A 24692-nucleotide genomic window follows, 5' to 3' on the forward strand; every position below is an offset into this window, starting at 1 on the left:
GGGATTTCCGCGATCAGATCCACAAACGACATGGCCGAGGCGACGTGCTCGTGCATCGCCGCCGAGGCCACAACGTCGTCGCCCTTCTCTAGGGCGGCGACCACCGCATCATGGCCGGCCATCGACCGCTCGAGGCCGCCGGTCCGGCTGAACGGATAGCGTCGGTAGGCCTGGAGACGGCTCCGGATGTCGCGAACCTGGCCGCTCAAGTAGTCGTTCTTGCAGGCGCGATAGATCGATTCGTGGAAGGTCTGGTTCGCATTCGCGTAGCCTTCCGTGTCGTCGGTCTCGACGAAGCTCCGCGCATTCTTGTGGACCGACCTCAGCTCGCTCAGCTCGTGCTCGGTGATGCGGCGGGCGGCGAGGCCGGCGCAGAACCCTTCGAGGCACGTGAGCACCTCCCACATGCCCACGATCTCACGCACCGTGAGGCGCGTGACCACGGCGCCCTGGCGCGGCCGGAAGGTGACGAGGTTCAGGGTCGCGAGCTGAAGTAGCGCCTCCCGCACGGGCGTGCGGGAGATCTCAAAGCGGCCGCAGATCTCCTGTTCGTCCAGCCGGTCGCCCGGCCCGTATGTGCCGTTCCTGATCTGCCGCTCGAGCCACTCGCGCACGCTTTCCGACCGGGAGGACTCATCCGATTTCCGCCTGGGCATGGCTCATCCTCCTGCAGCCACGCCCATAATCACGGGACCAGCCGTTGGGCAAAGCCGGTATTCAGCCGGAAACGCGCGCACCTTCGCGTTCAGTTGTCGCACCCTTCGGTGTTCCGAGCTTGAATGTCTGATAACCCTCGCCCGCGATCCGGTCGCAGATGTCCCTGTACTTGTCCAAACCTGCCACATACGGCATGAACACGCGGGGCTTTCCGGGGATGTTGGCACCGACATACCAAGAATTGGCGCGCGGATAGAGCGTGCTGTCGCCGACCTCGTTCACATGAGCCACCCAGCGCTGTTCCGTTTCGTCCACCGCCTCGATGCGGTCGATGCCTTCCCGCCGCAAGTGGGCGAGGCAGTCGACGACCCAGTCCACGTGCTGCTCGATGGCTGCGACCATGTTGGTCTTCACAGACGGGCTGCCCGGCCCGGTGATGAGAAACAGGTTGGGGAAATCGGCAATGGCCAGCCCCAGATAGGAGCGCGGGCCGTCACGCCATTTCTCGGCCAGGCTGTGCCCGGCCGACGTCGTGATGTTGATGTCGAGAATTGCGCCCGTCATGGCGTCGAAACCGGTCGCGAAGACGATGTCGTCCAGCTCGAACTCCCGCTCCGTCGTCCGCAGGCCCGTCGGCGTGAGTTCGACAATGGGGGCGGACCGCACGTCGACGAGGCTGACATTGTCCCGGTTGAACGTCTCGTAATAGCCGTTATCCAGGCACAGCCGCTTGGTCCCGATGGGATGATCGTCCGGACACAGGAGTTCGGCCGTCTTCGGGTCACGCACGGTCGCGCGGATCTTCCGGCGGACGAACTCGGAGGCCGTTTCGTTGGCCTCGGCCGAGATGAGCAGGTCGGTGTAGGCGTACAGGAAGCTGATGTTGCCGCCCGTGCCCCACTTTTCCTCGTAGGTGCGCATGCGCGCCTCGTCGCTGTCCTCCTGCGCCCTCTTCGTCGGCGGGGCGTGTCCCGCGATGCCAAACGGCGTCCGCCGGGCTTCGGCACGACGCTGGGCGTAGTTCGCCTTGTGCCGGCCCGCAGCCTCCGGGGTGAGCGGCCGGTTCACGGCCGGCACGCTGAAATTGGCGGTTCGCTGAAACACCGTCAGCTCGGACGCCTGTTCGGCGATGAGCGGGATCATCTGGATCCCGGACGAGCCGGTTCCGATCACGCCCACCCGGCGGCCGGCGAAATCAACGCCCTCGTGCGGCCAGAGCGCGCTGTGGAACCACCGGCCCTTGAAGGAATCCAGCCCCTTGAAATCGGGCACGCGCGGCAGGGACAGATTGCCCGTGGCCATGATGCAGAAGGACGCCGTGTACCGATCGCCCCGAGAGGTCTCGACGGTCCAGCGGTTTGCGCCCTCGTCGAAGCGGGCTGAGGTCACGCGGGTCCCGAACTGGATGCTCCGGCGCAGGTCGAAGCGGTCCGCCACGTGATTGGCGTAGCGCAGGATGTCGGGCTGGGCCGAGAAGCGCTCGGGCCACTCCCAATCCTGCTGCAGATCCTCGGAGAACGAGAAGGAATATTCCAGGCTCTCGACATCGCAGCGCGCGCCCGGATACCGGTTCCAGTACCAGGTGCCGCCCACACCATCGCCCGCTTCGATGGCCTGGACGCTCATTCCGACCTGCCTGAGGCGGTGGATGGCGTAGAGACCGGCGAAGCCCGCTCCGACGACGATCGCATCGACATGACGCGCGATGGCCTGCGCCTGATCCGGCATTGGGTCCTCCCCGATCGTTATCGTTTACGTTTGTATATCTATTGAGTGCTTCTGAATATTCCTCTTGACCTGCGGGCTGTCAAGGCAGGCGCGGGCAGCCCCGCCGGCCGGCCGGCGGACGGAGCCGCCCTCTCGGCGACCCGGGTCCGCAAGGTCCGTATACGGAGCGGGCATATTCATACATTAAGTGATTGCAAAGGGAGGGAAGCTCTGATCATTTAGCCGCCCAGGGCCCGGTCGCCGCACATCACGCGGCTCCAACAAGGGCCCACGAGGAGGAACGACCCATGAGTCTCCCGCGGATCCTTTGTTGCGCCGCCGTCGTCTCTGCCGCCCTCGGGATGGCCACGACGGAGCTGGCTGCCCAGACCCCGGGCTTCTCCGGCAACTCGGTCAAGATCGGCGTCCTGACCGACATGTCGAGCATCAACGCCCATATGGGCGGACCGGGCGCGGTGACGGCCGTGCAGCTCGCCATCGAGGACGCCGGCCCAATCGGGGTTCCGGTTGAGATGGTCTCGGCCGATCACCAGGCCAAGCCCGACGTCGGCGCCAGCATTGCCCGCAAGTGGTATGAGAACGACGGCGTCGACATGATCACCGAGCTCACCAACTCGGCGGTGGCGCTCGCGGTCCAGAACCTGGCGCGCTCGCTCAAGAAAGTGGATCTCGTCACCGGCGGCGTCGCGGACGATCTCGTCGGCAAGAGCTGCTCGCCCTGGGGCATCCACTGGACGTTCGACACGTTCAGCCTCGCCAACGGCACCACCCGCACGGTGGTGCAGCAGGGCGGGAAGAAGTGGTTCTTCATCACGGCCGATTACGCGTTCGGCCACGCGATGGAAGCTCGCGCGACGGCGGTCATCAAGGCCATGGGCGGCACGGTGGTCGGCGGCGCCCGCGTCCCGCAGGGCACGGCGGACCTCTCCTCCTATCTCCTCCAGGCCCAGGCGTCGGGCGCCGAGGTGATCGCGCTCGCCAATGCCGGAACGGACTTCGCCACCGCGGTGAAGCAGGCGAACGAATTCGGCATCACGCAGAGCGGCAAGCGGCTGGTCGCGACCATCATCTTCATTCCCGAGATCGACAGCATCGGGCTCGAATCCGCGCAGGGCCTCGCCCTGACGACCAACTTCTACTGGGACCGTGACGAGGCGAGCCGCGCCTTCGCGACCCGCTTCACGGCTCGGGCCGGCCGCGACGTGGTGCCGACCGAGCCGCAGGCGGCGGTGTATTCCGCGACGCTGCATTACCTCAAGGCCGTCAAGGCGGCCGGCACCGACGACGCCACGGCGGTGATCGCCAAGATGAAGGAGATCCCGATTGAGGACTTCTTCGCCCGCAACGCCTCCATTCGCGAGGACGGCGTGCTGGTGCACGATCTGCTGCTCCTGCAGGTGAAGACGCCGGCCGAGTCCAAGAAGCGCTGGGACTACTACAAGGTTCTGTCGACGATCTCCGGCAAGGACGCCTTCCTGCCCCTGTCCGAGAGCACCTGCCCGCACGTCAAGAAGGGCTGACCTCCAAGGCAGCCCGCAACGCTCGAGACTTCTGCGGATGGGATCCTCCTTCGCCTTCCTCTGGGGCCAGCTCGTTCTCGGGCTGGTCAACGGCGCATTCTATTCGCTGCTCAGCCTCGGACTTGCGCTGATCTTCGGCATGATGGGGGTGATCAACTTCGCTCATGGCGCGCTGTACATGTGCGGCGCGTTCTCGGCCTGGATGCTGCTGAACTATCTCGGGATCGGCTATTGGGGAGCGCTGCTCCTGGTGCCGATCCTGCTCTTCGCGCTCGGGGCGGGGATCGAATCCACCCTGCTGCGCCCGCTCTATAAGATCGACCCGGTCTACGGCCTTCTCCTGACCGTGGGCCTCGTCCTGATCATCGAGTCGATCTTCCGGCTCGCCTACGGCATTTCCGGCCGCCCCTATCCGATCCCGGCCTCGCTCAAGGGCGTGATCAATCTCGGCTTCATGTTCCTGCCGGTGTACCGGCTCTGGGTGATCAGCCTGTCGCTGGTCCTGTGCGTCGCCGTGATCGTGCTGGTCGAGTACACGAAATTCGGGGCCTACCTGCGGGCCACCATGGAGAATCCGACGCTGCTGGGCGCCTTCGGACTGGACGTCGCCCGCATCCGCAGCCTGACCTTCGGCCTCGGCGTCGGGCTGGCGGGGCTGGCCGGCGTGCTGGCCGCTCCCATGCTCCAGGTGAGCCCCCTGATGGGCGCGCACCTGATCATCGTGTCGTTCGCCATCGTGGTGATCGGGGGCATCGGGTCCATCAAGGGGACCGTGGTGACCGGAATGTCGATCGGCATCATCGAGGGTCTGTGCAAGACCGTCTATTCGCCGGCCGCCGGCATCGTCGTGTTCGTGGTGATGGCGCTCGTGCTGCTTGTTCGGCCGACCGGCCTGTTCGGGCGCAGCTGATGAGTGAGCAGACCTCTCGAGCCGCCGCGCTCGTCGTCCTGGCGCTGGCGATGATCGCGGCGCCGGCCTTCATCTACCCCGTGTTCGTCATGAACGCGATGGTGATGGCGCTCTTGGCAGCCTCGTTCAATCTGGTCTTCGGCTATACGGGCCTTCTCTCGTTCGGCCACGCCGCCTTCTACGGCATCGGCAGCTACGGGGCCGCGGTGCTGCTGAAGGATTCCGGCTGGCCGATGCCGCTCGCCATGGTGGGAGCGGTGGTGGCCGCCATGGTGGCGGGCTTTGTCATCGGCGGGCTCGCCATCCGGCGCCGCGGCATCTACTTCGCGATGATCACGCTCGCGCTGGCCGAGATCGTCCATTTCGGCATCGTGCAATGGCCGGCGGCCGGGGGCGAGAACGGCCTACAGGGTGTCCCGCGCGGCTCGCTGCTCTGGCTCGATCTCGGCAGCTCGACCACCCTTTATTACGTGGTCCTGGTCGTCATCACGGCCGCGCTCGCGCTGACCTACCGGATCATCCACTCCCCGTTCGGCCGCATCCTGCACGCCATCCGGGACAACGAGCCGCGCGCCGTCTCGCTCGGCTATTCCGTGGACCGCTACCTTCTTCTGGCCATGGTGCTGTCGGCCGGGCTCGCCGGGCTTGCCGGAGCGTTGAAGACCCTGATCTTCCAGTTCGCGACCCTGAACGACGTGCATTGGGGCACGTCCGGCCTCGCCGTCCTGGCCTGCCTGATCGGCGGCACCGGGACGTTCTGGGGGCCGATCATCGGCGGGGTCATCCTGTCCCTGCTCTACAGCCTGTTGGCCGAGTCGGGCGAGTGGGTGTCCCTCATCCTGGGCATCATCTTCGTGGTCTGCGTGCACCTGTTCCGGGACGGGATCGTCGGGCGCGCGCGCGCCGCGGCGGGGCGGCTGAAAGCCGCCACGAAGTTTACCGCCTGACGGGCGTGCGACGGGAGCGGCGGCCCGCAAGGGGCGGCGGCTCCTGAGGGTTCAGCCGGAGGCGGGGTGATCCGCCTCGGCCAGGAACTCGATGATGCCCGAGAAGTCACGGTCCGCCGGCACGCGGTCCGTGAACTGGCTGTACAATTCGGCCGCCCGGGCCCCGAGCGGCGTGGCCGCGCCGACCGATGCGGCAGCCTCCTGGGACAGGCGCAGATCCTTCAGCATCAGGGGAGCGGCGAAGCCGGCCTTGTAGCCGTTGCTGGACGGCACACCGGGCAGGATGCCGGGTGCGGGGCAATAGCTCGTCAGCGCCCAGCACTGGCCCGAGGACGTCGACGCGACCTCGAACAGCGCCTGGGCGGACAGACCGAGCTTCCCGGCCAGGACGAAGGCTTCGCTGACGCCGATCATCGTGATGCCGGCGATCATGTTGTTGCAGATCTTGGCGCTCTGGCCCGCCCCCGCGCCGCCGCACAGAACCACCCGCTTGCCCATCGCTTCGAGGATCGGCCTGCCGGCCGCAAAGGCGGCCTCCTCGCCCCCCACCATGAAGGTCAGGGTGGCGGCAGCCGCCCCGGTGATGCCACCCGAGACGGGCGCGTCGAGGCTCGGCGATCCGGCCGCCGCCGCCATCTCATGAACCCGGCGGGCGCTGGCCGGGTCGATGGTGGAGCAATCGACGATCAGGGCTCCCTTGGGGATCGCCGGCAGACACCCGGACACGACCTCGACCACGTGCTTGCCGGCCGGCAGCATGGTGATCACGACCTCGGCGTCGCGCACGCAGGCCTCGGCTGAATCGGCCGGCGAGACGCCCGCCTCGGCGGCCTGAGCGAGATGCGCCGCCACGAGGTCGTAGCCCCGGACGGCGTGCCCCGCCTTGACGAGGTTGGCCGCCATGGGCCCGCCCATGTTGCCGAGCCCGATAAACGCGATCCTGGTCATGGCGTCCTCTCCCGTGAGTGTTGTCGTTCGCTCGGGCCTCTCCGGGCCCTCCGCTAGCTGCCGGCCGATCCCTGCTTGCGGGCCAGGAATCGCCGGATGCCGTCGCGGTATTCGTCGGTCTCGGCGAAGCCGTAGACCTCCATCCGCTCTGTCACGCTCACCGGCGTCGGGTCCTGCATCAGGCGGCGGAACTGCCGCTTGTGCGAGCGGGCGGCCCACCGTCCACTCTTGCAGACATTGGCCAATGTGGTCTCGACCTCGCGGGCCAGCATGCCGGAGGGAACGAGGCGCGTGATCAGGCCCCGGGCCAGCGCCTCCTCGGCCGTGAAGACCCGCCCCTCGAGAAGCAGTTCGGCCGCGACCGCCGGCCCGACCTCGTTGTAGACCGCCTGCGTCTCGGCAAAGGCGAGCGGGAAGCCGAGGCGGCCGACGGGCGCGCCGAAGCGCGCGGTCTCGTCCGCGAGGCGAATGTCGCAGGCCGAGGCGATCTCGAGGCCGCCGCCCATGCAGGCGCCGCGGATCTCGGCCACGATCGGCACCGGGCATTCCAGCAGAGCCGTCAGGCAGGCGCCGACGCCTTCCTCGTGGAACCGCACCACCTGCTCCCGCGTGCTGCGCATCTCCGCGAACTCGGAGATGTCGGCGCCGGCGGAAAAGGCCTGCTCCCCGGCCCCCCGGATGTGGATGCAGCGCAGCGTCGGGCTCGCAGCCAGCCGTTCGATGCCGGCTCGCAGCTGCTGCCACATCGCGAAAGACAGGGCGTTCAGCTTCGCATCGTTGCGGAGTGTGACGCGGGCGATGTCGTCGTGCTCGTCAATGGAGATCGCGGCGGACATGGAACGGCTCCCGAGATCAGGCCGCCGGGGCCCGGAGGTCGGCCGAGGCGGAGGGTCCCGCCACGACCCCGCCCCGCTGCAATGCGTCCGTCTCGGCCTGCGAGAGGCCGAAATCGGCCAGGATCCCCTGCGTGTCGGCGCCGGCAAGAGGGGGCGAGCGCCGGATCCAGTCCCCCTTCGTGCCGTCGAGCTGCAGCGGGTTGGACAGCTGCGGAAGATCGCCCAGCGTCGCATGCGGGCGCGTCTCGACGAGTTCGAGATGGCGCACCTGCTCGTCATTCAGCGCGTCCGCGATGGTGTTGATCGGACCGGCCGGGATCTGCGCGCCAAGAAAGCGCTCGGTCCACTCGGCGCGCGTCGCCCGGGCGAGTTCGCCCTCGATGATGGCCCGCAATTCCTCGCGGCGCGCCATGCGGCCGGCATTGTTGAGGAAGCGCCCGTCGGTGCGCAGGTCCGACCGGCCGATGATGTCGCACAGCTTCAGCCACATTCCCTGGGTGGCCGCCCCGATGTTCATGTCGCCATCCTGGGCCCGGAACACGCCATAGGGGGCGATCACGGGGTGGACGTTGCCGCTCGGCTCCGCCACCTCGCCGAGCGACAAGTAGCGCTGCCCCTGCACGCTGAGCAGACCGACCAGGCTCGCGAGCAGCGACGTCTCGACGCTCTGCCCCTTGCCGTCCCGCTGCCGGCAGATCCAGGCGCTGAGGACGCCGATGGCCAGCCACATTCCCGAGGTCATGTCGCCGATGGCGACCCCCACGCGGGTCGGGCCGGTTTCAGGCGTTCCCGTGACGCTCATGAAACCCGAATGTCCCTGCGCGATCTGGTCGAAGCCGGCCCGCGCGCTCATCGGCCCGGTGGACCCGTAGCCGCTGATGCTGGCCACGATGAGCTCCGGCTTCTCGGCCCGCAATTCGTCCGGGTCGAGGCCCATCGCGGCCATCGTCCCGGGCTTGAAGTTCTCCACCACGACGTCGCTCGCCAGGGCCATCCGGCGCAGCAGCGCCAGGCCTTCGGGGCTGCGGAAATTGACCAGGATGCTGCGCTTGTTGCGGTTGCCGGACAGATAATAGGCGCTCTCGCCGCGGTCGAAGGGGCCCCAGGTCCGGATCATGTCCCCGTCCGGCAGAGGCTCGACCTTGACCACATCCGCACCCAGGTCGCCCAGGATCTGCGTGCAGAAGGGCCCCGACAGGGCGCGGCTCAGATCGAGCACACGCATGCCGGTCAGGGACAGATGATCAGGTCTCGGCATGCTCGGTCTCAGCGCCTTCGGATCTCGGGGCCGACGGGTCGGTCCGCTTGCATGCCGGCATATATCAAGCGGCTCCCTCCGCATACATATAACTGGCAGCGTCGCACGGTGTGTGAGATGACGAACGCGCGCAGTCGCTTAGTGGGCAGGGCTGGGCGCGCGCCCGCGGACGGTTGGAGACTCTTCGGCATGGCATTGCATCCGCAGATCGCGGCAGGACTGGCGGCCTTTGCCGAGGCCAAGATCCCGGCCCTCGAAACCCTGACCCCGGCCCGGGCCCGAGACATTTTCGACGCGATGCTGCTGGCGAGAGGGGGCGCGCCCGCCGCGGTCGGTCGGGTCGAGCCGCACCGGGCCGAACACGGCGGCATCGGCGTTCCCGTGCGGATCTACTGGCCGGACGACGCCGACCGCCGTCCGGCTGTGATCTACTTTCACGGCGGCGGCCACGTCTTCGGCAATGTCGAGACGCACGACGCCGTGGCCCGCAACATGTGCGAGCTGTCCCAGGCCGTGGTGGTGTCGGTCGATTACCGGCTCGCCCCGGAGCACCCCTTCCCGGCGGCGATCGAGGACGCCTGGTCGGTCTATATGTGGCTGCGCGAGGGCGGCGCCGCGCTCGGCATCGACACGACGCGCCTCGCGGTGGCGGGCGACAGCGCGGGCGGCAACATCGCGGCCGTGCTCGCCCTCCTGGCGCGAGACGCGGGGCACACCGACCTCCGCATGCAGGCGCTCATCTACCCGGTCACGGATTACACGCTTGCCCACGACAGCTACCGGCGCTTCGGGCAGGGCTACGGCATCCTGACCCCGGCCGCGATGCAGTGGTTCCGGCAGCATTACCTCGCCGACCCGGATCAGGCCCGGGACTGGCGCGCCTCGCCGCTCCTGCGAAAGGATTTGGGAGGGCTCCCGCCCGCCCTCGTCGTGTCGGCGCAATGCGACGTGCTGCGCGACGAAGGCTTCGCCTACGCGGAGGCGCTGCGCCAGGCCGGGAACGCCGTCGACTACCGGGAATACGGCGGCACCATCCACGGCTTCTTCGCCATGGCGCCGGCCGTGGACGTGGCCGTCCGGGCCCAGGCCGAGGTCGGGGACGAATTGCGGCGGGCGCTCGGGACCTGATCAGGCCCGGGCTATCGTCCCGTGAAGGTCGGAGTGCGCTTCTCCGCGAAGGCGCGCTCGGCTTCGCGGTGGTCTTCGGTGAACCACAGCCGCTCGAAGATGGCGGCCGTGGCGTCGGCGTCGAGCGCAGGCTGGCTCGCCCGCACGGCCTCCTTGACGGCCCGGGCGGCGAGCGGTGCGGCCTCCAGCCCGGCCAGGTAGTCGAGCGCCTGCTCGGCCGCGTCCGTTCCCCCCGTCACGATGTCGATCAGTCCCATGGCGAGGGCCTGTTCGGCCGTGAGGCCTGTGCCATCGAGCAGGAGGCGCGTTGCGCGGCCCGGCCCGACGATGCGGACCAGACGCTCGGTCCCGTTCCAGCCCGGGATGATGCCGAGCTTGGCCTGAGGGAACCCGAACCGTGCCGACGGGGCCGCGATGCGCAGATCGCAGGCGAGCGCCAGCTCGGCTCCGCCGCCCAGCGCATAGCCGTCGATCGCCGCGATCACGAGCAGCGGGTGCTGCTCGATGTCCCGCAGCAGCGACCGCACCGTGCCGAACGTGTGGGCGAGTTCGGCCGGGGTCGCGATGGCCCTGTACGCCTTCAGGTCGCCCCCGGTGCAGAAGAACTTGCCGCCGGCACCCGTGATCACGATCCCGCGCAGGTCCGTCCGCCCCCGGGCGGCCGCGAGGGCGGCCCGCAGCGCCTCCGCCGTCGAGAGGGCGAGCGAATTGCCCGCCTCCGGACGGTTGATGGTGAGCAGCAGCGAGCCTTTCGCGTCCGCGACGCGGATTTCAGGCTCTGACGAAGAGAACATCGTCGCTCGCGCGCTCGGGCCTAGGCGTGCCCGGCGGCTGCGGGCCCGAAGGCCTGTTCCATCTCGCGCCGCAGCACGATGGCCGGATCCGCGGCGTCATAGGAGATGTCGTCCCAGGTCACGACCTGGCCGAGCGGCACGTCGCGGATGAGGCGGACATGCTGGGCGAGGCCGAGGGGCAAGGAGCGGTTGGCCAGGGAGGCCGCGGCCGGGGCCTGCTTGCCCCACACCGTGAAGCCACCCTCCCCGTCGAGCTCCTCGCCCGATTTCAGATCGCGCTTCGCCGTCGCCACGACGTCGGCGCTGAAGCAGCGCGGGGCTCCGGTCGGCTGACCGAGCAGCGCGGCCCAGGCGGCCGAGATGCCGAGTTCCAGCCCGCTGAAATGAATGGGCCGGTACAGGGCGGCGTAGCGTCCGGTCTCGTCCGGCAGCATGTGGTATTCGCGGAAACAGTCGCGCGTGTACGAGCTGTCCTCGGCGGCTTCCACCACCACGAAGGTTCCGTGCGCCAGGTGGTGCGGCAGGGGATTGCCGTCCCGCCCGAGCGAGGACACGCATTCGGTGACCCCGGCCCGTTCCAGCATGCCGCCCTGTTCGCGCGGCCGCAGGATGTCGGCGAGCTGGAACCGGTGCGCCGGCGGAAAGGCGAGCCCGTCCGATTGCGAGGCGAGGCCGGTCGCGTTGCAGATGGCCGTCATCTCGATCGCGGACTTGGTGCCGTCCACGAAGGAATTGAACATCTTCGGGTTGATCGAGCCGCGTTCCTTGACGTCGATCAGGCCCGGCAGGTTGTCGAACACCGTGTCGGGCGTCGAGGCGTGGAAACGCGGCAGGTAGCGCGTGCCCTTGCCGGCGGCCACGACCCGGAAGCCGCAGGCCTTGGCCCAATCCACATGCTCGCAGACGATGGCGGGCTGGTCGCCATAGGCCAGGGAGTAGACGACGCCGGCTTCCCGCGCCTTGCGGGCGAGGAGCGGCCCCGCCACCACGTCGGCCTCGACGTTGACCATCACGATGTGCTTGCCGGCCGCGATCGCGGCCAGCGCGAAACGGCAGCCGATGCGGGGATCGCCGGTCGCCTCGATCACGACCTCGATGCCGGGCGCATTGATCAGCGCCTCGGCATCGTCGGTCAGATGGGTGCCCCCGGTCCGGATGGCCTCGTCGAAGCTGCGCGCCGCATATTGCTCCGCCGGCCAGTTCGCGGATGCGAGCTGCGAGGCGGCCCGCTTCACGTTCAGGTCGGCGACCGCGACGATCTGCATCCCGGGCGTGGTTCGCGCCTGGGCGAGAAACATCGTCCCGTATTTGCCGGCCCCGATCAGGCCGACCGTCACCGGCCGCCCGGCATCGCGCCGGGCTTCCAACAATTGCGACAGCACCATCGTCTTGTCCTGACAGGCGGCCCGATCAGGCCGCGGGCGGAATGGAAAGGTTGACGTTCACGCTCTTCGTCTCGGTGAAGCTGTCGAGCATGCCCTCCAGGGACATCTCGCGGCCGATGCCGCTCTCCTTGACGCCGCCATAGGACTGGCCGAGCGACTGTCCGCCGCCCTGGTTCACCTGGACCCAGCCCGCCTCGACCGCGTGGGCGGTGCGCAGGGCGCGGCCGATGTCGCGGCTCCACACATAGGCGGCGAGGCCGTAATGGCTGTCGTTCGCCATGCGGATCGCCTCGGCCTCGTCACGCCACGGGATGGCCACGAGAACCGGCCCGAAAATCTCCTCGCGGGCGAGGCGCCAATCGTTGGAGCTGTCGGCAAAGATCGTCGGGACGGCGAAATAGCCGCGGGTGAGCGGCCCTTCGCGAGGCGGCAGGCCGCCGGTCACGAGCCGTGCTTCCGGCCGGTCCAGACCGTCCTGGATGTAGCCGCAGATGCGGGTGAACTGCCGCTCGTTGATGACTGATCCGACGTCGGTCGCCTCGTCCAGCGGGTCCCCGATCTTCAGGGCCGAGGTCTTGGCCGAGAGCCGCTCGAGGAAGGAGTCGAAGATGTCGGCGTGCAGGAACAGCCGCGAGCCGGCGGTGCAGGATTGGCTCTGCCGGGTGAACCGCATCGACGCCACGATGCCGTCCAGCACCCAGTCTTCGTTGGCGTCCGGGTAGACGATCGAGGGGCTCTTGCCGCCGAGTTCGAGCGAGACCGGAGCGACCCGGTCGGCTGCGGCCCGCATGATCGCCTTGCCGACGGCCGTGGAGCCCGTGAAGCTCAGCTTGCGAACGGCCGGGTGCGCGGCGAGCGCCTCGCCGCATTCGCGCCCGTAGCCGGTCACGACGTTGACGACGCCCTTCGGCAGGTGCGCGTGACAGATCTCGGCGATCAGCAGCACGGCGAGCGGGGCGTCTTCCGCCGCCTTGAGGACGATGGTGTTGCCGGCGCAGAGCGCGGGCGCGATCTTCAGCGCGGCGAGCTGCGCGGGGGCGTTCCAGGGAACGATCGCGGCCACGACGCCGAGGGGTTCCCGGCGCGTGTAGCTCAGCATGCCCTCGCCGAGCGGAACCGTGATGCCCTTCAACTCGCCGGCCAGGCCGCCGAAATATCGGAAGGCGTCGGCCACGACCTTGGCCTCGCCGCGGGCCTGGGTGCGGAGCGCGTTGCCGGTCTCGCTAGCGATCAGGCGCGCGAGCTCTTCCTGGCGCGCCTCGAGGGCTTCGGCGATCGTCAGCAGCAGGCGGCCGCGATCGCGCGCCGCAACCCGGGACCAGCCCGGAAAGGCCCGTCCAGCCGCCGCAACCGCGAGGTCCACGTCCTCGGCCATGGCCCGGGGAACATCGCCCAGCGGCACCCGGCGCCCGGGATTCTCGACGACGATGACCTCGCCGGCCAGGGCATCCCGCCACTCGCCGTCGATCAGCATCTTTCGGTGAAGAAGGGCCTCGGTCTGGCCGCTCGTCTGCATGGTCATCACACCCATCTCATTCCCCCGTCACGCCTTGGCGGCGGGCGGCGCTTCCCCGGCGATCAGCTTGATCACGGCGGAATAGTCGAGATCGCCGCGCCCCGACTGGCAGAACACGGAATACAGGGCCGACGCGAGCCCTCCTAGCGGCAGGCTCGAACCCGTTTCCAGCGCGGCGCCCTCGGCGAGACGCAGGTCCTTCAGCATGAGCTGCGAGGCAAAGCCGTTCACGTAGCCCCGGCTGGACGGGACGTTGGGCACGAGACCCGGCACCGGCGGGTAGTTGGTGAGGCTGAAGCAGCCGCCGGTCGACACCGCCACGATCTGCTGCAGCTTCTCCGGCGCAAGCCCGAGACGCTCGCCGAGCGTGAAGGCCTCCGACACGGCGATCATCGAGATGCCGGCCAGCAGGTTGTTGCAGATCTTCGCCGCCTGCCCGCTCCCGGCTTCGCCCGCGTGGAAGATGTTGCGGCCCATCGCCGACAGGATCGGCCGCGCCTTCTCGAGCGTGGCCTCCTCGCCGCCGACCATGAAGGTCAGCGTGCCGGCCTGTGCCCCCATCACGCCGCCGCTCACGGGGGCATCGAGGACCTCGATGCCCCTCTCGCGCCCCGCCGCGTGCAGCTTGCGGGCGTTTGCGACCTCGATGGTCGAGGAATCGATCACGAGGGCACCCGGCGCGAGGAGGCTCAGAACGCCGCCCTCCCCGGTGAAGAGCTCGATCACATGGCGCCCGGTCGGCACCATGGAGATCGCCGCCTCGGCGCCCTTCACGGCCTCGGCGATGCTGTCAGCAACGTCGAGGCCTTCCGCGGCGGCCGCCTCCCGGGTCCTCGCGTCGATGTCGAAGGCACGAACCTGGTGCCCCCCACGTGCGAGGTTGAGGGCCATGGGCAAGCCCATGCGGCCAAGGCCCAGGAAGGCGATCCGAGTCATGGTTGGTCCTGCCTGTCAGCGGGTCTTGGAGGCGAAGGCACATCCGCCCTCGGCCAGGGGCCGGAAGGCGGTCTCGGCCGGGATCGTCGCCTTGTACTCGTAATAATCCCACGGCTGGCGCGACTCCGACGGCTTCTTGACCGTGAAGAGGTGCATCGGGTGCATCTTGCGCCCGTCGACCCGGACCGTGCCCTTGCCGAACAGCGGATCGTCCGTGGGAAGTTCCTTCATCTTGGCCACGACCTTGGCGCCGTCCTCGGCGCCGCCGACCGCCTCGACCGCCTTGAGGTAGTGCAGCACCGAGCCATAGACGCCGGCCTGGACCATCGACGGCTTGGCGCCGTTGCGCTGGGCCGCGAAACGCTGGGAGAAGGCGCGCGTGCCGTCGTTCTGGTCCCAGTAGAAGGGCGAGACGAGGCTCAGGCCCTGCGCCAGTTCGAGCCCGATCGCATGCACGTCGGTGACGTAGATGAGAAGGCCGGCGAGCCGCTGCTTACCGCCGGCGATGCCGAATTCGGCGGCCTGCTTGATGCTGTTGACGGTGTCACCGCCGGAATTCGCGAGGCCGATCACCTCGGCCTGGGAGGCCTGGGCCTGGAGCAGGAAGGAGGAGAAATCGGCCGTGTTGTTCGGGTGGCGAACCTTGCCGATCACCTTGCCGCCGCTCGCCAACACCATCTTCTCGGTGTCACGCTCGAGCGCGTGGCCGAAAGCGAAGTCCGAGGTGAGGAAGAACCAGGTCTTGCCGCCCGTTTCGACGACGGCCTTGCCGATGCCGTTGGCAAAGGCCCAGGTGTCGTGCGTCCAGTGGACGGTGTTCGGCGTGCAGGCGACGCCCGTCAGGTCCGACACGGCCGGGCCCGAGGCCAGCATCACCTTGTTCTTGTCCTGGGTGATCCTGTTGACGGCGAGCGCAACCGCGGAATTCGTCACGTCCGCGACGACATCGACGCCCTGGGTGTCGTACCAGGTTCGCGTGATGGTCGAGGCGAGGTCGGCCTTGTTGCCGTGATCGGCAACAATCACCTCGACCTTCCAGCCCTTGGCCAGCAAGCCCGAATCCGCGACCGCCAGCTGCGCGGCGGTGACCGAACCCGGCCCGCCCATATCCGCATAGAGGCTCGACTGATCGTTGATGACGCCGATCTTGACCGTCTTCTCGGCGGCCTGAAGCGAGCCTGCTGCGGCGCAGACCGCAAAAGCCAGGCCCGCGCGCCATGTCGTACGCGTCCTCATGGGATGATCCTCCTCGGTGGCACGGTCTGGAGCCGCTTGCATGCCGGGCTTAGGCCGCCTGGACGTGGCAGGAAAAGCCTCATACTCCCCGCCCGATCTATGGTGATTTTTGCACATCGCGCGTTCGAGGATTGACACACATGCTCCCCTCCCCGCGCTGGGACGATCTGCAGGCCTTTCTGGCTGTGGCGCGGGCCGGCCGGCTGACGGCCGCGGCCCGCCGCATGGGAATCGAGCACACGACGCTGAGCCGCCGCATCGCGCGGCTCGAATCCGACCTCGGCACGCCGCTCTTCGACCGCCTCCCGACAGGCTACGACCTCACCGTCGACGGGCAGGCCCTGGTGCCGCGGGCCGAGGAGATGGAGCGGGCGGCGCTGGGCATCTGGTCGGGGCGCCCCGGCAGCGAAACGGACCTGTCCGGCACGGTCCGGATCGGCACGCCGGAGGCGTTCGGCACCTTCTGCCTGGCGGAACGGATCGGCGAGTTGGCCCTGACCCATCCGGGTCTGTCGATCGAGCTCGTGGCGACGCCGCGCGCCTTCAGCCTGTCGAAGCGCGAGGCGGACCTCGCGATCGGCCTGTCGCCGCCTGTGACGGGGCGGCTGCATGCCCGCAAGCTCGGGGATTATGAACTCGGCCTTTATGGCAGCCGCGCCTATCTCGATCGCTGCGGCACGCCCAGCACCCCGGACGACCTCAAGACGCACCGCTACATCGGCTATATCGACGAGCTCGTGTTCTCGCCGGAGCTCGACTACTTCGCCCTGGCGCTGCCCGGCCTCGAACCTTCGATCCGCATTTCCAATGTTATCACGCAGATGACGGCTACGCTTTCGGGCGCCGGCCTATGTATCCTGCCCTGCTTCATGGCCGACAGGCAGCATGAGCTGGTCCGCGTGGCGCCGAAAAGTGTTCGCATTTTGCGCGCGTACTGGATGTTGACCCACTCCAACCTCCGCAAGCTGCGGCGGATTCGGGTGGCGGCCGATTTTGTGGGCACGATCGTCAAGGATGCCCGAGCCGCAATGGTGCCCACGGCTGCGTGAGTCCGGGTGGGCCGCCGGGCCGGACACACGGGCTGGTTCGCGCTGGATTGTGCGGCCGAGCGTCGGTTAGAAGGGCCGGCGAGCAATCGCTAATAAACATGGGAGGACATCAATCGTGATCCGGATCGGACTGCGCCGCGTGGCGGCTTTAGGCATCGCCGTTCTGACCAGTTGCGGGGCTCTGAACGCGGCAGCGCAGTCTTATCCCAACCGGCCCGTGACGATCGTCATGCCCCTGTCGCCGGGCGGGGGCGCCGATTCCATGACGCGCGTGCTCGCGCAGGGCCTCACCGAGGAATTGAAGCAGAGCTTTCTGGTCGAGAACAAGCCGGGCGCGAACGGCAACATCGGCAATGTCTCGGTGGCCCGGGCGGCACCGGACGGGTACACGCTCCTGTCGGCCTATTCGGGGATCCAGGTCACCAACCCGTCGCTCTATGCGAAGCCGGGCTGGGATCCGATCAAGGATTTCGCCCCGGTCGCCCTGATGGGCCGCGCCCCGCATGTCGTGGTCGCCAGGAAGGACCTGCCGGTCAACAATCTGACCGAGCTCGTCGCCTACGCCACCGCGAACCCCAACAAGCTCACCTTCGCCTCGACCGGCATCGGCTCGCTGTCGCAGATCGGCGGGGAGCAACTGATGCAGGCCACCAAGATCAAGATGACCCACGTCCCCTATCGGGGCGCCGGGCCGTCGATGAACGACCTCGTGGCCGGCATGGTGGACATCAGCATCGTCACCCCCGCCTCGGCGATGGGCAATCTGTCGGCCGGCAACATCAAGGCGCTCGGCCTCATGGCGGCTCGCCGCCACCCGATGCTGCCGGACGTGTCGACGGTGCAGGAGCAGGGCCTGCCCCTGATCGACCTGACGACCTGGTTCGCGCTGTTTGCGCCGGCCGGCACGCCGGATGCCGTGATCCAGACCCTTGCCGCAAAGGTCGAGAAGATCGTCGCCTCGCCGGCCTACAAGGCCCGCATCCAGGACCAGGGATCCTATGCCGAGTTCCTCGGCCCGAAGGAGCTCGGAGAGCTGACTGCGCGCGACCTCGCCTATTGGCGCCCGATCATCGAGGCGGCCGGCATCAGGGTCGAGTAAGGGCGGGTCACGGCGCCCACCTGCGATCAGGGGATCGCGGGGCAAGTTGGTGGGTCCGGCAGGACCCACCAACCACGCCCCATCGGCGTGTGTTCACGCCAACACGCCCCCCGCAAGGGAGCGGCGGCAGCCCCGCTCACACGAGAGAGCGCAGGCCCACGATCTTCTGCGAGTCCAGGAGCGGTCCGTCGGTCTCGCTCGCCGCCTTGACGGAGGCCCATTCCGCGTCCCGGCCGAACTCGGCCCACAGCTTCGTCCGCGTGGCCTCGTCCGGGTAGCGCAGCGTGTACCAGAGCGTGTCCGAGCCATCCGTCGCCGCGTAGGCGCCGGTGACGTCGATCCCGAGCCGCTTGAAGATCGGCAGGGTTTTCGTCCGAAAACGCTCCCGCAGGGCCTCCCCCTTGCCGGGCTTGGGCGTGTAGATCCTGATTTCCTCGAGCATCGATGTCTCCTCGCCGCGCCGGTCGAGCGGCCCAGGCCTGTCGGGTTCCGCAAGCCCTCCCACTGACCTCTCGGAAAAGGCACGTCCTCGGAAGGCGGCGGCCGATGATCGGGTCATCAGCGACTTTGATGGGGCCGGCCGAGCCCTCCGGCGCTACATCCCTGCCGGGGGGCAGCGTCCCGCGGCGTGCTGAGCGGCTCCACGGGCCGCTGCCGGACCTTGGCCCGTCTGAAAGGTCGGAATACGCCAATGCCCATCGTCAGTGTGGCCGGACGCGGGATCCGGTACGAGCTTTCCGGCCGAGCGGGCGCGCCCGTGCTGATGTTCGCCAACTCTCTCGGGACCAGTCTCGAGATGTGGGACGCGCAGGCGGCAGCATTGTCGAACGCGTTCGCGATCCTTCGCTTCGACGCTCGCGGGCATGGCGGCTCTGATCCGGACGGCGGGCCGGCGACCATCGCCGATTTCGTGGACGATGCGATCGCCGTCCTCGATGCCGCCGGGTGCGAGCGCGCCCACTTCATCGGGCTCTCGCTCGGTGGGCTGGTCGCCCAGGCCGCGGCGGTCCAGGCACCGGACCGGATCCTCTCGATCGTCGTCTGCGCGACGGCGGCCGCCTTCCGGCCGGCCACCATGTGGGATCAGCGGGCCACGGCCGTGCTGCAGACCGGGATCGACCCCTTTGTCGCGCCCTCCGGCGAGCGGTGGTTCACGCCTGCCTTCCGACAGGCGCATCCCGAGACGGTGGAGGGCGCGCTCGGCATGCTGCGCCGGACCGACCCGGCGAGCTATGCCGCGTGCTGCCGGGTGCTGCGCGACACCGATCTCCGCCCCGCCCTGCCGGCCCTGAACGTGCCCACCCTGACGATCGCCGGCGCAAATGATCCCTCGACGCCGCCCGCGCAACTCGCGGAGATCGCCGCTCTGGTGAAGGGAGCTCGTTCCGTCGTCCTCCCGGATGCCGCGCACATGCTGGCCATCGAGCAGCCGGAGGCGACGACGCGTGAGATCCGGGCCTTCGTCCAATCCCTCGCCTGACCCGTCCCTCACCCCGGGCGAAAGGGGTCCTGCCCGACGCCCTGCGTGATCCGGCATGCGACCGGGCGGTGATATCCCGCCCCCGCTCAGCCCTTGCGGCCGGCAGGCCGGCGCTGGTCTCCCGTCCTGCGCGCCTGCCTTCCCCGGCAACGCCACCGAGGCTCATTTCCTGAAAGGCACCACCGCATGACCGCCACAACCGGCAGCTCTCCCTCCCCTCACGGCCGAAGCGCGGGCCTGCGCGGGCCGGCCCCTGAGGTCGCCGTCCGCATCGCCGCCCTCGGGGCCGCCTTCGATCGCGACATCCTGCTGGCCACGCGCGAAATTTTCGCGGCGAAGACCAGCACCGAGATGCCGCCGGACGGGCGGGTGGCCGCGGACGTCGCCTACGGTCCGGATCCGCGCCAGAAGCTCGACGTCTACGCCCCGGGTGGAAGCGGCCGCCCGATCGTCATCTTCGTGCCGGGAGGCGGCTTTGTCGGCGGCGACCGGCGCGGCTACCAGGCGCTTGGGGCGTATTTCGCCCGCAACGGCTTTCTGGCGATCATTCCGGATTACCGGCTCGCCCCGGCGCACACCTGGCCGGCCGGGGCGGAGGACGTCGCGCGCGTCGTGGACTGGGCGGCCGACCAGGGCGCCAGCCATGGCGGCGATCCCGGAGTCATCGTGGTGTTTGGCCAATCCGCCGGCGCCACGCATGCCGCGAGCGCGCTCTTCGACGAGACGCTCCGGCCCGCCAACATCGCCGCGGTGCGCGGCGCGGTCCTGATGAACGGCATCCACCAGATCACGGCCGAGGACCGGGCGCCGAACATCCTGCAATATTTCGGCGAGGATCCGAGCCTCTACGGGCAGCGCTCCCCCGTGACGCATGCGGGTGCAAGCCGGCTGCCGCTCCTGCTGATGCTGGCCGAGTTCGATCCGGCCTCGCTCGCGACCGGCACGCTCGATCTCGCCCGTGCGGTCACGCTGCGCGACGGTCGCTGCCCGCAACTCGTCTGGCTGCCCGGACACAACCACGTCTCGCCGGTCTTCGCGCTGGGCACCGAGGACGACGAGGCCGGCCCGATCATCCTCGACTTCATGCGGCAGGTGAGCGACGCGCCGCGCTGAAGCGTGCGCGACCGGGAGGGGGCCTGCGGCTCCCCTCCCGGTATGATCAGGGGCTGACGATTTCCTGGGACCGGGCCCAGAAGGTCAGCCTGTGGGCAAAGGCCTTGATGATCAGGCTCAGGACGAGCCCCATGATGGACAGGTAGGCCAGAACCGAGAACACGCCGGCCACGTCCACGGTGGCCTGCCGCTGGATGATGAGGGTGCCGAGGCCCACCGAGGAGCCGACGAATTCACCCACGATCGCGCCGATGACGGAGAAGATGATGCCGACCTCGAGCCCGGCGAAGAGGTAGGGCAGCATGCTGGGCAGCCGCACCTTGAGATAGGTCTTGACCGGCCCGGCCCGCAAAGCCTGCATCAGCAGCACGCGCCGGTGATCCACCGTCTTCAGGCCGACGATCACGTTCACCATGATGGGGAAGAAGGCGATCAGCCCGGCCGTGACCGCCTTGGAATGAATGCCATAGCCGAACCAGATGATCAGCAGGGGCGCGATCGCCACCTTGGGCACGGTCTGGAGGGCCAGGACGATCGGATAGATCGTCTTCTCCAGCGCCCGCACAAGCGCCACCATGGTGCCGAGCGCCACCCCGAGCAGCGCTGCGAGCACGAACCCCACCGCGACCTCGATGAACGTGGTCCAGAGGTGGGGCAGGATCACGCCGGTCGCGAGGTCGTCGACAATGCGGATTGCGACCGAGCTGGGCGTGGGCAGGATAAAGGCCGGGATTTCGAGGACCTTCACGGCCCCCTCCCACAGGGCCAGGAGGGCAACGGCGGTGACGATCGCCGGAACGCTGTCAGGAACGGATCGCTGCCCGCGGGGGGCGTCAGGCTTCACGGCGGTCGCGCTCACGAGTGCCCTCCCTCGGCGTCGAGCAATCCCCTGAGCCGGGCGACATAGACGCCGAAGCGGTCGGTGTTCATCTGCTGGATGGCGCGCGGTCGCGGCAGGTCCACGGTGACGATGTCCCGGACGGTCGAGGGTCGGCCGGACATGACGAAGACGCGGTCGGACAGGAAGGCCGCCTCGGCGATCGAATGGGTCACGAACACCACCGTTGCCCCCGATTCGAGACTGATGCGCTGGAGTTCGAGATTCATCTGCTCGCGCGTCATGGCGTCGAGGGCGCCGAACGGCTCGTCCATGACCAGCAGCGACGGACCGAGCGACAGCGCCCGGGCGATGGCCACGCGCTGTTGCATCCCGCCGGAGAGTTCGTGCGGAAACTTGCTCTCGAATCCGGCGAGGCCGACCAGCCGGATCATCGCCTGGGCGCGCTCGATCTGCTCGTCCCTGGGCAGGCCGCGCACTTCGCCAGGGAGGCGCACGTTGTCCTGCACGGTCCGCCAGGGGAACAGGACGGCGTCCTGGAAAACGATTCCGAACCCCTCCTGAGGCCCCGTCACGGGCTTCCCCTTGAACCGGATCTCGCCCTCGGACGGGCGCAAAAGCCCGGCCAGCATCATCATGAGGGTGCTCTTCCCGCAGCCCGAGGGGCCGAGGATGGACACGAACTCCCCCGCCCTGATCTCTCCCTTGACGGAGTCGACCGCCCGGACCGGGCGCCCATCGGCCGCCTTGTAGACCTTCGCGACCCGATCGAACTCGATCAGGACGGGGGCCGGGGCCGAAGCTCCAGCCGCAAGCACAGGCACCTGCGCCAGCGCTCCCGCCGTCGCGGTCATTTCCAGTTCCGGGCGAGTTCGCGCACCGGCTCGGGGTCGATCTTGCCGACCTTGTCCAGCAGCGCGTTCGTGGTCAGGTCCGTCGGGCCGATATCGGTGGTCAGAATGCCCTCTTCCTTCATGACCTTCAGGTATGTCGCGACCTGAGCCATGTCGAAGCGCCCGATCTGGTCGACAGGCTTGTCCAGCAGACTCGAGGACATGAACTTGACCTCGATCAGCCCCTTCTCGATCGCCTCGGCCTCGGTCCCACCCTGCTTTGAGGCCGGGTTCGCCATCCAATAGAGCTTCAGCGCGGCTTCGGGATTCTCCTTGATGAAGATGCGAGCCTTGATCACGGCGCGCAGGAAGCGGACGAGCTGTTCTTCCTTCTCCTTGTAGGTCTTGTCGGAGACCAGGAAGCCAGTATTGCCGATGAAGCCGATCTCGGGATGGTGAAGGTAGCGGAGCTTCACGCCGGCCCGCTCGAGCGCCGCATAGGCCCCGTCATAGAGCGACAGCGCCTGGACCTGACCGGATTTCAGGGCCTGGACCGCCGTGTCACCCACGCCGACGGGCAGGAAGACCGACGGAACCGGATCGATGCCGGCGCCGCGCAGCATCGAGCGGGCGATGATCAGCGATCCGCTGCCCATGTTGGTGACGCCGATGCGCTTGCCCTTGAGGTCGGCCACGGTCTTGATCGGGCTGTCCTCGGGAACCGCCATGAAGAAGATGGTGTAGTGGAACTCTTCGAAGATGAATCGGCCGCGCATGCCGCTCTTGTGGCCGAGCACATAGGGCTCGTAGGCGACCGTGCCGACATCCGCGCCGTTGCTGGCCACGATCTGGACGGCCTGCGGCGCCCCTTGGGAATACCGGAAGTCGACCTCGAGCCCCTCCTGCTTCAACAGGCCGGCATGCTGGGCGACGTAGATGTCGAGGTAAGCCGTGGCCGGGACCGGAGAGCCCGTCTGGACCACGAGCTTGTCGAGCTTCTGCGCCGAAGCCGGGCCACCGCAGATGCCCAGAACAACCGCCAGGGCGGCGGCCCCTATCCACTTTCTCACCATGGACCGTTTCCTCCCTGTCTGCCTCGTCGGGCCGCGCTCGGATGCCCATCAGGCGGTCCAGGCTCAGCCCTCCTTGCTTACTTTCTCCCACGAAGAAGCGGAGCCGGCGGAAACGCAAGTCCCTTGTCGTGATGAGGGCATCAGTCTGCCTGATGCCAGTAGCGGACGAGTGTGCATCAGTCTCAGTGATGCCGGCATCACGCCGGTCCGGCTTGCTGCTTCAGCCCCGCGCCGCCCATCATTCCCCAATCCGTGACGGCAACCGCCGGAGAAGCAGGTAGCCACCCTCGACCCCCCGCGCTGGACAGCCTCTATGCCCCCTGTTGACGACCGCCATCCCGGGTCTTCCGCGTCGCTCTTTCAGCCTGCGGTGGCCGACGAGGCGGTTCTGCGTGCCGCCCTGCACGAGGCGGACCTCGTTCCGCAATTGCTGCTGCACGCCCAGCTCACCGGTGACACGACGCTGCTGGACGAGGCCCGGCTGCATATCCGGGGCGGCTGGAGCTATCAGCAGGACGTGCCGGATGACCTCGCCGCACGGATCCGGGACGCGCTTGTCAGCGCTCTGAAGGATGCCGCATCCGGCGGGGCGCGACCGAGCTGCCGCCCGTCGGTGGACGAGTTCCGACGCATCATGAGCGTCGGGATCGGAACCGAGCTGCCGCCGCATTATGCCGAGATGTGGCTGGAGGAGTGGAACGGAGAGGGTCGCGACCTCCGCTCGGTCGAATGGCGGTCGCCGCCCGACAGCGCTGCCCGGACGAACTTCATGGTCGTCATCGTCGGGGCCGGCCTTGCCGGCCTGTGCATGGCCATCAAGTTGAAAGAAGCCGGCCTGCCGTTCGTGATTCTGGAAAAGAACACGGAAGTCGGGGGCACCTGGTACGAGAACAGTTACCCCGGCGCCGGCGTCGACATCCCGAACCACTTCTACTCCTTCTCCTTCGCGCCCAAGCACGACTGGAGCCGGCATTTCGCAAAGCGGGACGAGCTGTGGGCTTATCTCGACGAACTGACCGACCGTTTCGGGATCCGGGACCACATCCGGTTCGGGACGGAGGTGGTCTCGGCCGTGTTCGACGAGGACCGGTGCGTCTGGACGGTGACGGCGCGCGGGCCTGAGGGCGACACAGCCACCCTGACCGGAAACGTGTTCGTGCCGGCCGTGGGCCAGCTCAACCGGCCGAAGATCCCGAACATTCCTGGGCTCGACACCTTCCGGGGCCCGGCCTTCCACACCGCGCGCTGGGACCACACGCAGGACCTTGGCGGCCGGCGCGTCGCGCTGGTCGGCACCGGCGCGAGCAGCATGCAGGTCGGCCCCTCGATCGCCGGCGAGGTAGAGAAGCTCCTGGTGTTCCAGCGCTCGCCCTGCTGGGCCGCGCTCAACCCGAACTACCAGCGCGAC

General features: G+C 68.4%; 23 protein-coding genes. 9 read left to right on the forward strand and 14 right to left on the reverse strand.

Annotation, left to right across the window (positions count from 1 at the left end; translation table 11 throughout):
• Window positions 1-656 (reverse strand): GntR family transcriptional regulator (locus JWR86_RS12690; protein ID WP_299566012.1); only part of this gene is annotated, 656 nt, incomplete at its 3' end.
• A 61-nt stretch (window positions 657-717) separates the two neighbouring features.
• The gene (locus JWR86_RS12695; RefSeq protein ID WP_299566014.1) at window positions 718-2385 is read right to left on the reverse strand and encodes an NAD(P)/FAD-dependent oxidoreductase; all 1668 of its coding nucleotides are present in this window, start codon (window positions 2383-2385) and stop codon (window positions 718-720) included.
• 287 nt (window positions 2386-2672) lie between these two features.
• Between JWR86_RS12695 and JWR86_RS12700 the strand changes: the two genes are divergently transcribed.
• The 3 genes from JWR86_RS12700 to JWR86_RS12710 are packed head-to-tail and all read left to right on the forward strand — an operon-like array spanning window position 2673 to window position 5762.
• Complete coding sequence (locus JWR86_RS12700) at window positions 2673-3905, forward strand: ABC transporter substrate-binding protein (RefSeq protein ID WP_299566018.1); 1233 nt, start codon at window positions 2673-2675, stop codon at window positions 3903-3905.
• Window positions 3906-3942: 37 nt separating this feature from the next.
• A complete protein-coding gene (locus JWR86_RS12705) occupies window positions 3943-4815 on the forward strand; it encodes a branched-chain amino acid ABC transporter permease (RefSeq protein WP_299566021.1) in 873 nt (290 codons plus the stop codon).
• The gene (locus tag JWR86_RS12710) at window positions 4815-5762 is read left to right on the forward strand and encodes a branched-chain amino acid ABC transporter permease (RefSeq protein WP_299566024.1); all 948 of its coding nucleotides are present in this window, start codon (window positions 4815-4817) and stop codon (window positions 5760-5762) included. Before JWR86_RS12705 ends, JWR86_RS12710 begins: the two co-directional genes overlap by 1 nt.
• Window positions 5763-5813: 51 nt before the next feature.
• Here JWR86_RS12710 and mmsB (JWR86_RS12715) read toward each other — a convergent pair whose 3' ends face one another.
• Genes mmsB (JWR86_RS12715) through JWR86_RS12725 form a run of 3 tightly spaced genes read right to left on the reverse strand, consistent with a single transcriptional unit; the run spans window position 5814 to window position 8804 of the window.
• Window positions 5814-6710, reverse strand: a complete 897-nt coding sequence (gene mmsB / locus JWR86_RS12715) for a 3-hydroxyisobutyrate dehydrogenase (RefSeq protein WP_299566027.1) — start codon at window positions 6708-6710, stop codon at window positions 5814-5816.
• Window positions 6711-6763: 53 nt separating this feature from the next.
• Complete coding sequence (locus JWR86_RS12720; RefSeq protein WP_299566030.1) at window positions 6764-7546, reverse strand: enoyl-CoA hydratase/isomerase family protein; 783 nt, start codon at window positions 7544-7546, stop codon at window positions 6764-6766.
• Between the two features lie 16 nt (window positions 7547-7562).
• Entirely contained in the window at window positions 7563-8804 is a 1242-nt protein-coding gene (locus JWR86_RS12725; protein WP_299566033.1) for a CoA transferase, read from the reverse strand.
• Between the two features lie 189 nt (window positions 8805-8993).
• Here JWR86_RS12725 and JWR86_RS12730 point away from each other — a divergent pair, with 189 nt between their 5' ends.
• Entirely contained in the window at window positions 8994-9932 is a 939-nt protein-coding gene (locus JWR86_RS12730) for an alpha/beta hydrolase (protein ID WP_299566036.1), read from the forward strand.
• Window positions 9933-9943: 11 nt separating this feature from the next.
• Here the strand turns inward: JWR86_RS12730 and JWR86_RS12735 are convergent, their stop codons facing one another.
• From JWR86_RS12735 to JWR86_RS12755, 5 genes are read right to left on the reverse strand one after another with little or no spacing between them, the layout of a single operon-like run.
• Window positions 9944-10726, reverse strand: a complete 783-nt coding sequence (locus JWR86_RS12735) for an enoyl-CoA hydratase/isomerase family protein (protein ID WP_299566039.1) — start codon at window positions 10724-10726, stop codon at window positions 9944-9946.
• Window positions 10727-10746: 20 nt separating this feature from the next.
• Window positions 10747-12111, reverse strand: coding sequence for a Gfo/Idh/MocA family oxidoreductase (locus JWR86_RS12740; protein WP_299566042.1), 1365 nt, complete (start codon window positions 12109-12111; stop codon window positions 10747-10749).
• A 25-nt stretch (window positions 12112-12136) separates the two neighbouring features.
• A complete protein-coding gene (locus tag JWR86_RS12745; protein WP_299566045.1) occupies window positions 12137-13633 on the reverse strand; it encodes an aldehyde dehydrogenase family protein in 1497 nt (498 codons plus the stop codon).
• Between the two features lie 21 nt (window positions 13634-13654).
• Window positions 13655-14563: a 3-hydroxyisobutyrate dehydrogenase gene (mmsB, locus tag JWR86_RS12750; protein ID WP_299566048.1), complete on the reverse strand. Its 909-nt coding sequence runs from the start codon at window positions 14561-14563 to the stop codon at window positions 13655-13657.
• A 15-nt stretch (window positions 14564-14578) separates the two neighbouring features.
• Complete coding sequence (locus JWR86_RS12755) at window positions 14579-15799, reverse strand: ABC transporter substrate-binding protein (protein ID WP_299566051.1); 1221 nt, start codon at window positions 15797-15799, stop codon at window positions 14579-14581.
• Between the two features lie 140 nt (window positions 15800-15939).
• On the opposite strand from JWR86_RS12755, the gene JWR86_RS12760 reads away from it, so the two are divergent.
• Both JWR86_RS12760 and JWR86_RS12765 read left to right on the forward strand, forming a co-directional pair.
• A complete protein-coding gene (locus JWR86_RS12760) occupies window positions 15940-16848 on the forward strand; it encodes a LysR family transcriptional regulator (protein ID WP_299566054.1) in 909 nt (302 codons plus the stop codon).
• Between the two features lie 115 nt (window positions 16849-16963).
• Complete coding sequence (locus JWR86_RS12765; protein ID WP_299566057.1) at window positions 16964-17947, forward strand: tripartite tricarboxylate transporter substrate binding protein; 984 nt, start codon at window positions 16964-16966, stop codon at window positions 17945-17947.
• Between the two features lie 136 nt (window positions 17948-18083).
• Here the strand turns inward: JWR86_RS12765 and JWR86_RS12770 are convergent, their stop codons facing one another.
• The gene (locus JWR86_RS12770; protein ID WP_299566060.1) at window positions 18084-18389 is read right to left on the reverse strand and encodes an NIPSNAP family protein; all 306 of its coding nucleotides are present in this window, start codon (window positions 18387-18389) and stop codon (window positions 18084-18086) included.
• Between the two features lie 249 nt (window positions 18390-18638).
• On the opposite strand from JWR86_RS12770, the gene pcaD reads away from it, so the two are divergent.
• Together pcaD and JWR86_RS12780 are read left to right on the forward strand one after the other, a co-directional pair.
• A complete protein-coding gene (gene pcaD, locus JWR86_RS12775) occupies window positions 18639-19427 on the forward strand; it encodes a 3-oxoadipate enol-lactonase (protein WP_299566063.1) in 789 nt (262 codons plus the stop codon).
• Between the two features lie 186 nt (window positions 19428-19613).
• Window positions 19614-20540, forward strand: coding sequence for an alpha/beta hydrolase (locus tag JWR86_RS12780; RefSeq protein WP_299566066.1), 927 nt, complete (start codon window positions 19614-19616; stop codon window positions 20538-20540).
• A 46-nt stretch (window positions 20541-20586) separates the two neighbouring features.
• On the opposite strand, the gene JWR86_RS12785 is transcribed toward JWR86_RS12780, so the two are convergent.
• Genes JWR86_RS12785 through JWR86_RS12795 form a run of 3 tightly spaced genes read right to left on the reverse strand, consistent with a single transcriptional unit; the run spans window position 20587 to window position 23284 of the window.
• Complete coding sequence (locus JWR86_RS12785; RefSeq protein ID WP_299566068.1) at window positions 20587-21399, reverse strand: ABC transporter permease; 813 nt, start codon at window positions 21397-21399, stop codon at window positions 20587-20589.
• Entirely contained in the window at window positions 21396-22232 is an 837-nt protein-coding gene (locus JWR86_RS12790) for an ABC transporter ATP-binding protein (protein WP_299566071.1), read from the reverse strand. The genes JWR86_RS12785 and JWR86_RS12790 overlap by 4 nt, the downstream gene beginning before the upstream one ends.
• Window positions 22229-23284 carry an ABC transporter substrate-binding protein gene (locus JWR86_RS12795; RefSeq protein ID WP_299566074.1) on the reverse strand — a complete coding sequence of 352 codons (1056 nt, stop codon included), beginning with the start codon at window positions 23282-23284 and terminating at the stop codon, window positions 22229-22231. The genes JWR86_RS12790 and JWR86_RS12795 overlap by 4 nt, the downstream gene beginning before the upstream one ends.
• A gap of 313 nt (window positions 23285-23597) precedes the next feature.
• On the opposite strand from JWR86_RS12795, the gene JWR86_RS12800 reads away from it, so the two are divergent.
• On the forward strand, window positions 23598-24692 hold a 1095-nt coding region (locus JWR86_RS12800), incomplete at its 3' end, for an NAD(P)/FAD-dependent oxidoreductase (protein ID WP_299566077.1).

The sequence above is a fragment of the Enterovirga sp. genome, assembly GCF_028290205.1.
Taxonomy (GTDB): Bacteria; Pseudomonadota; Alphaproteobacteria; order Rhizobiales; family Beijerinckiaceae; genus Enterovirga.

What these genes read in the sequence shown, in the direction of transcription:
- JWR86_RS12695 (WP_299566014.1), bottom strand. Translation starts at nt 2,385, where the DNA reads ATGCCGGATCAGGCGCAGGCCATCGCGCGTCATGTCGATGCGATCGTC.
- JWR86_RS12700 (WP_299566018.1), top strand. Translation starts at nt 2,673, where the DNA reads ATGAGTCTCCCGCGGATCCTTTGTTGCGCCGCCGTCGTCTCTGCCGCC.
- JWR86_RS12705 (WP_299566021.1), top strand. Translation starts at nt 3,943, where the DNA reads ATGGGATCCTCCTTCGCCTTCCTCTGGGGCCAGCTCGTTCTCGGGCTG.
- JWR86_RS12710 (WP_299566024.1), top strand. Translation starts at nt 4,815, where the DNA reads ATGAGTGAGCAGACCTCTCGAGCCGCCGCGCTCGTCGTCCTGGCGCTG.
- mmsB (WP_299566027.1), bottom strand. Translation starts at nt 6,710, where the DNA reads ATGACCAGGATCGCGTTTATCGGGCTCGGCAACATGGGCGGGCCCATG.
- JWR86_RS12720 (WP_299566030.1), bottom strand. Translation starts at nt 7,546, where the DNA reads ATGTCCGCCGCGATCTCCATTGACGAGCACGACGACATCGCCCGCGTC.
- JWR86_RS12725 (WP_299566033.1), bottom strand. Translation starts at nt 8,804, where the DNA reads ATGCCGAGACCTGATCATCTGTCCCTGACCGGCATGCGTGTGCTCGAT.
- JWR86_RS12730 (WP_299566036.1), top strand. Translation starts at nt 8,994, where the DNA reads ATGGCATTGCATCCGCAGATCGCGGCAGGACTGGCGGCCTTTGCCGAG.
- JWR86_RS12735 (WP_299566039.1), bottom strand. Translation starts at nt 10,726, where the DNA reads ATGTTCTCTTCGTCAGAGCCTGAAATCCGCGTCGCGGACGCGAAAGGC.
- JWR86_RS12740 (WP_299566042.1), bottom strand. Translation starts at nt 12,111, where the DNA reads ATGGTGCTGTCGCAATTGTTGGAAGCCCGGCGCGATGCCGGGCGGCCG.
- JWR86_RS12745 (WP_299566045.1), bottom strand. Translation starts at nt 13,633, where the DNA reads ATGACCATGCAGACGAGCGGCCAGACCGAGGCCCTTCTTCACCGAAAG.
- mmsB (WP_299566048.1), bottom strand. Translation starts at nt 14,563, where the DNA reads ATGACTCGGATCGCCTTCCTGGGCCTTGGCCGCATGGGCTTGCCCATG.
- JWR86_RS12755 (WP_299566051.1), bottom strand. Translation starts at nt 15,799, where the DNA reads ATGAGGACGCGTACGACATGGCGCGCGGGCCTGGCTTTTGCGGTCTGC.
- JWR86_RS12760 (WP_299566054.1), top strand. Translation starts at nt 15,940, where the DNA reads ATGCTCCCCTCCCCGCGCTGGGACGATCTGCAGGCCTTTCTGGCTGTG.
- JWR86_RS12770 (WP_299566060.1), bottom strand. Translation starts at nt 18,389, where the DNA reads ATGCTCGAGGAAATCAGGATCTACACGCCCAAGCCCGGCAAGGGGGAG.
- pcaD (WP_299566063.1), top strand. Translation starts at nt 18,639, where the DNA reads ATGCCCATCGTCAGTGTGGCCGGACGCGGGATCCGGTACGAGCTTTCC.
- JWR86_RS12780 (WP_299566066.1), top strand. Translation starts at nt 19,614, where the DNA reads ATGACCGCCACAACCGGCAGCTCTCCCTCCCCTCACGGCCGAAGCGCG.
- JWR86_RS12790 (WP_299566071.1), bottom strand. Translation starts at nt 22,232, where the DNA reads ATGACCGCGACGGCGGGAGCGCTGGCGCAGGTGCCTGTGCTTGCGGCT.
- JWR86_RS12795 (WP_299566074.1), bottom strand. Translation starts at nt 23,284, where the DNA reads ATGGTGAGAAAGTGGATAGGGGCCGCCGCCCTGGCGGTTGTTCTGGGC.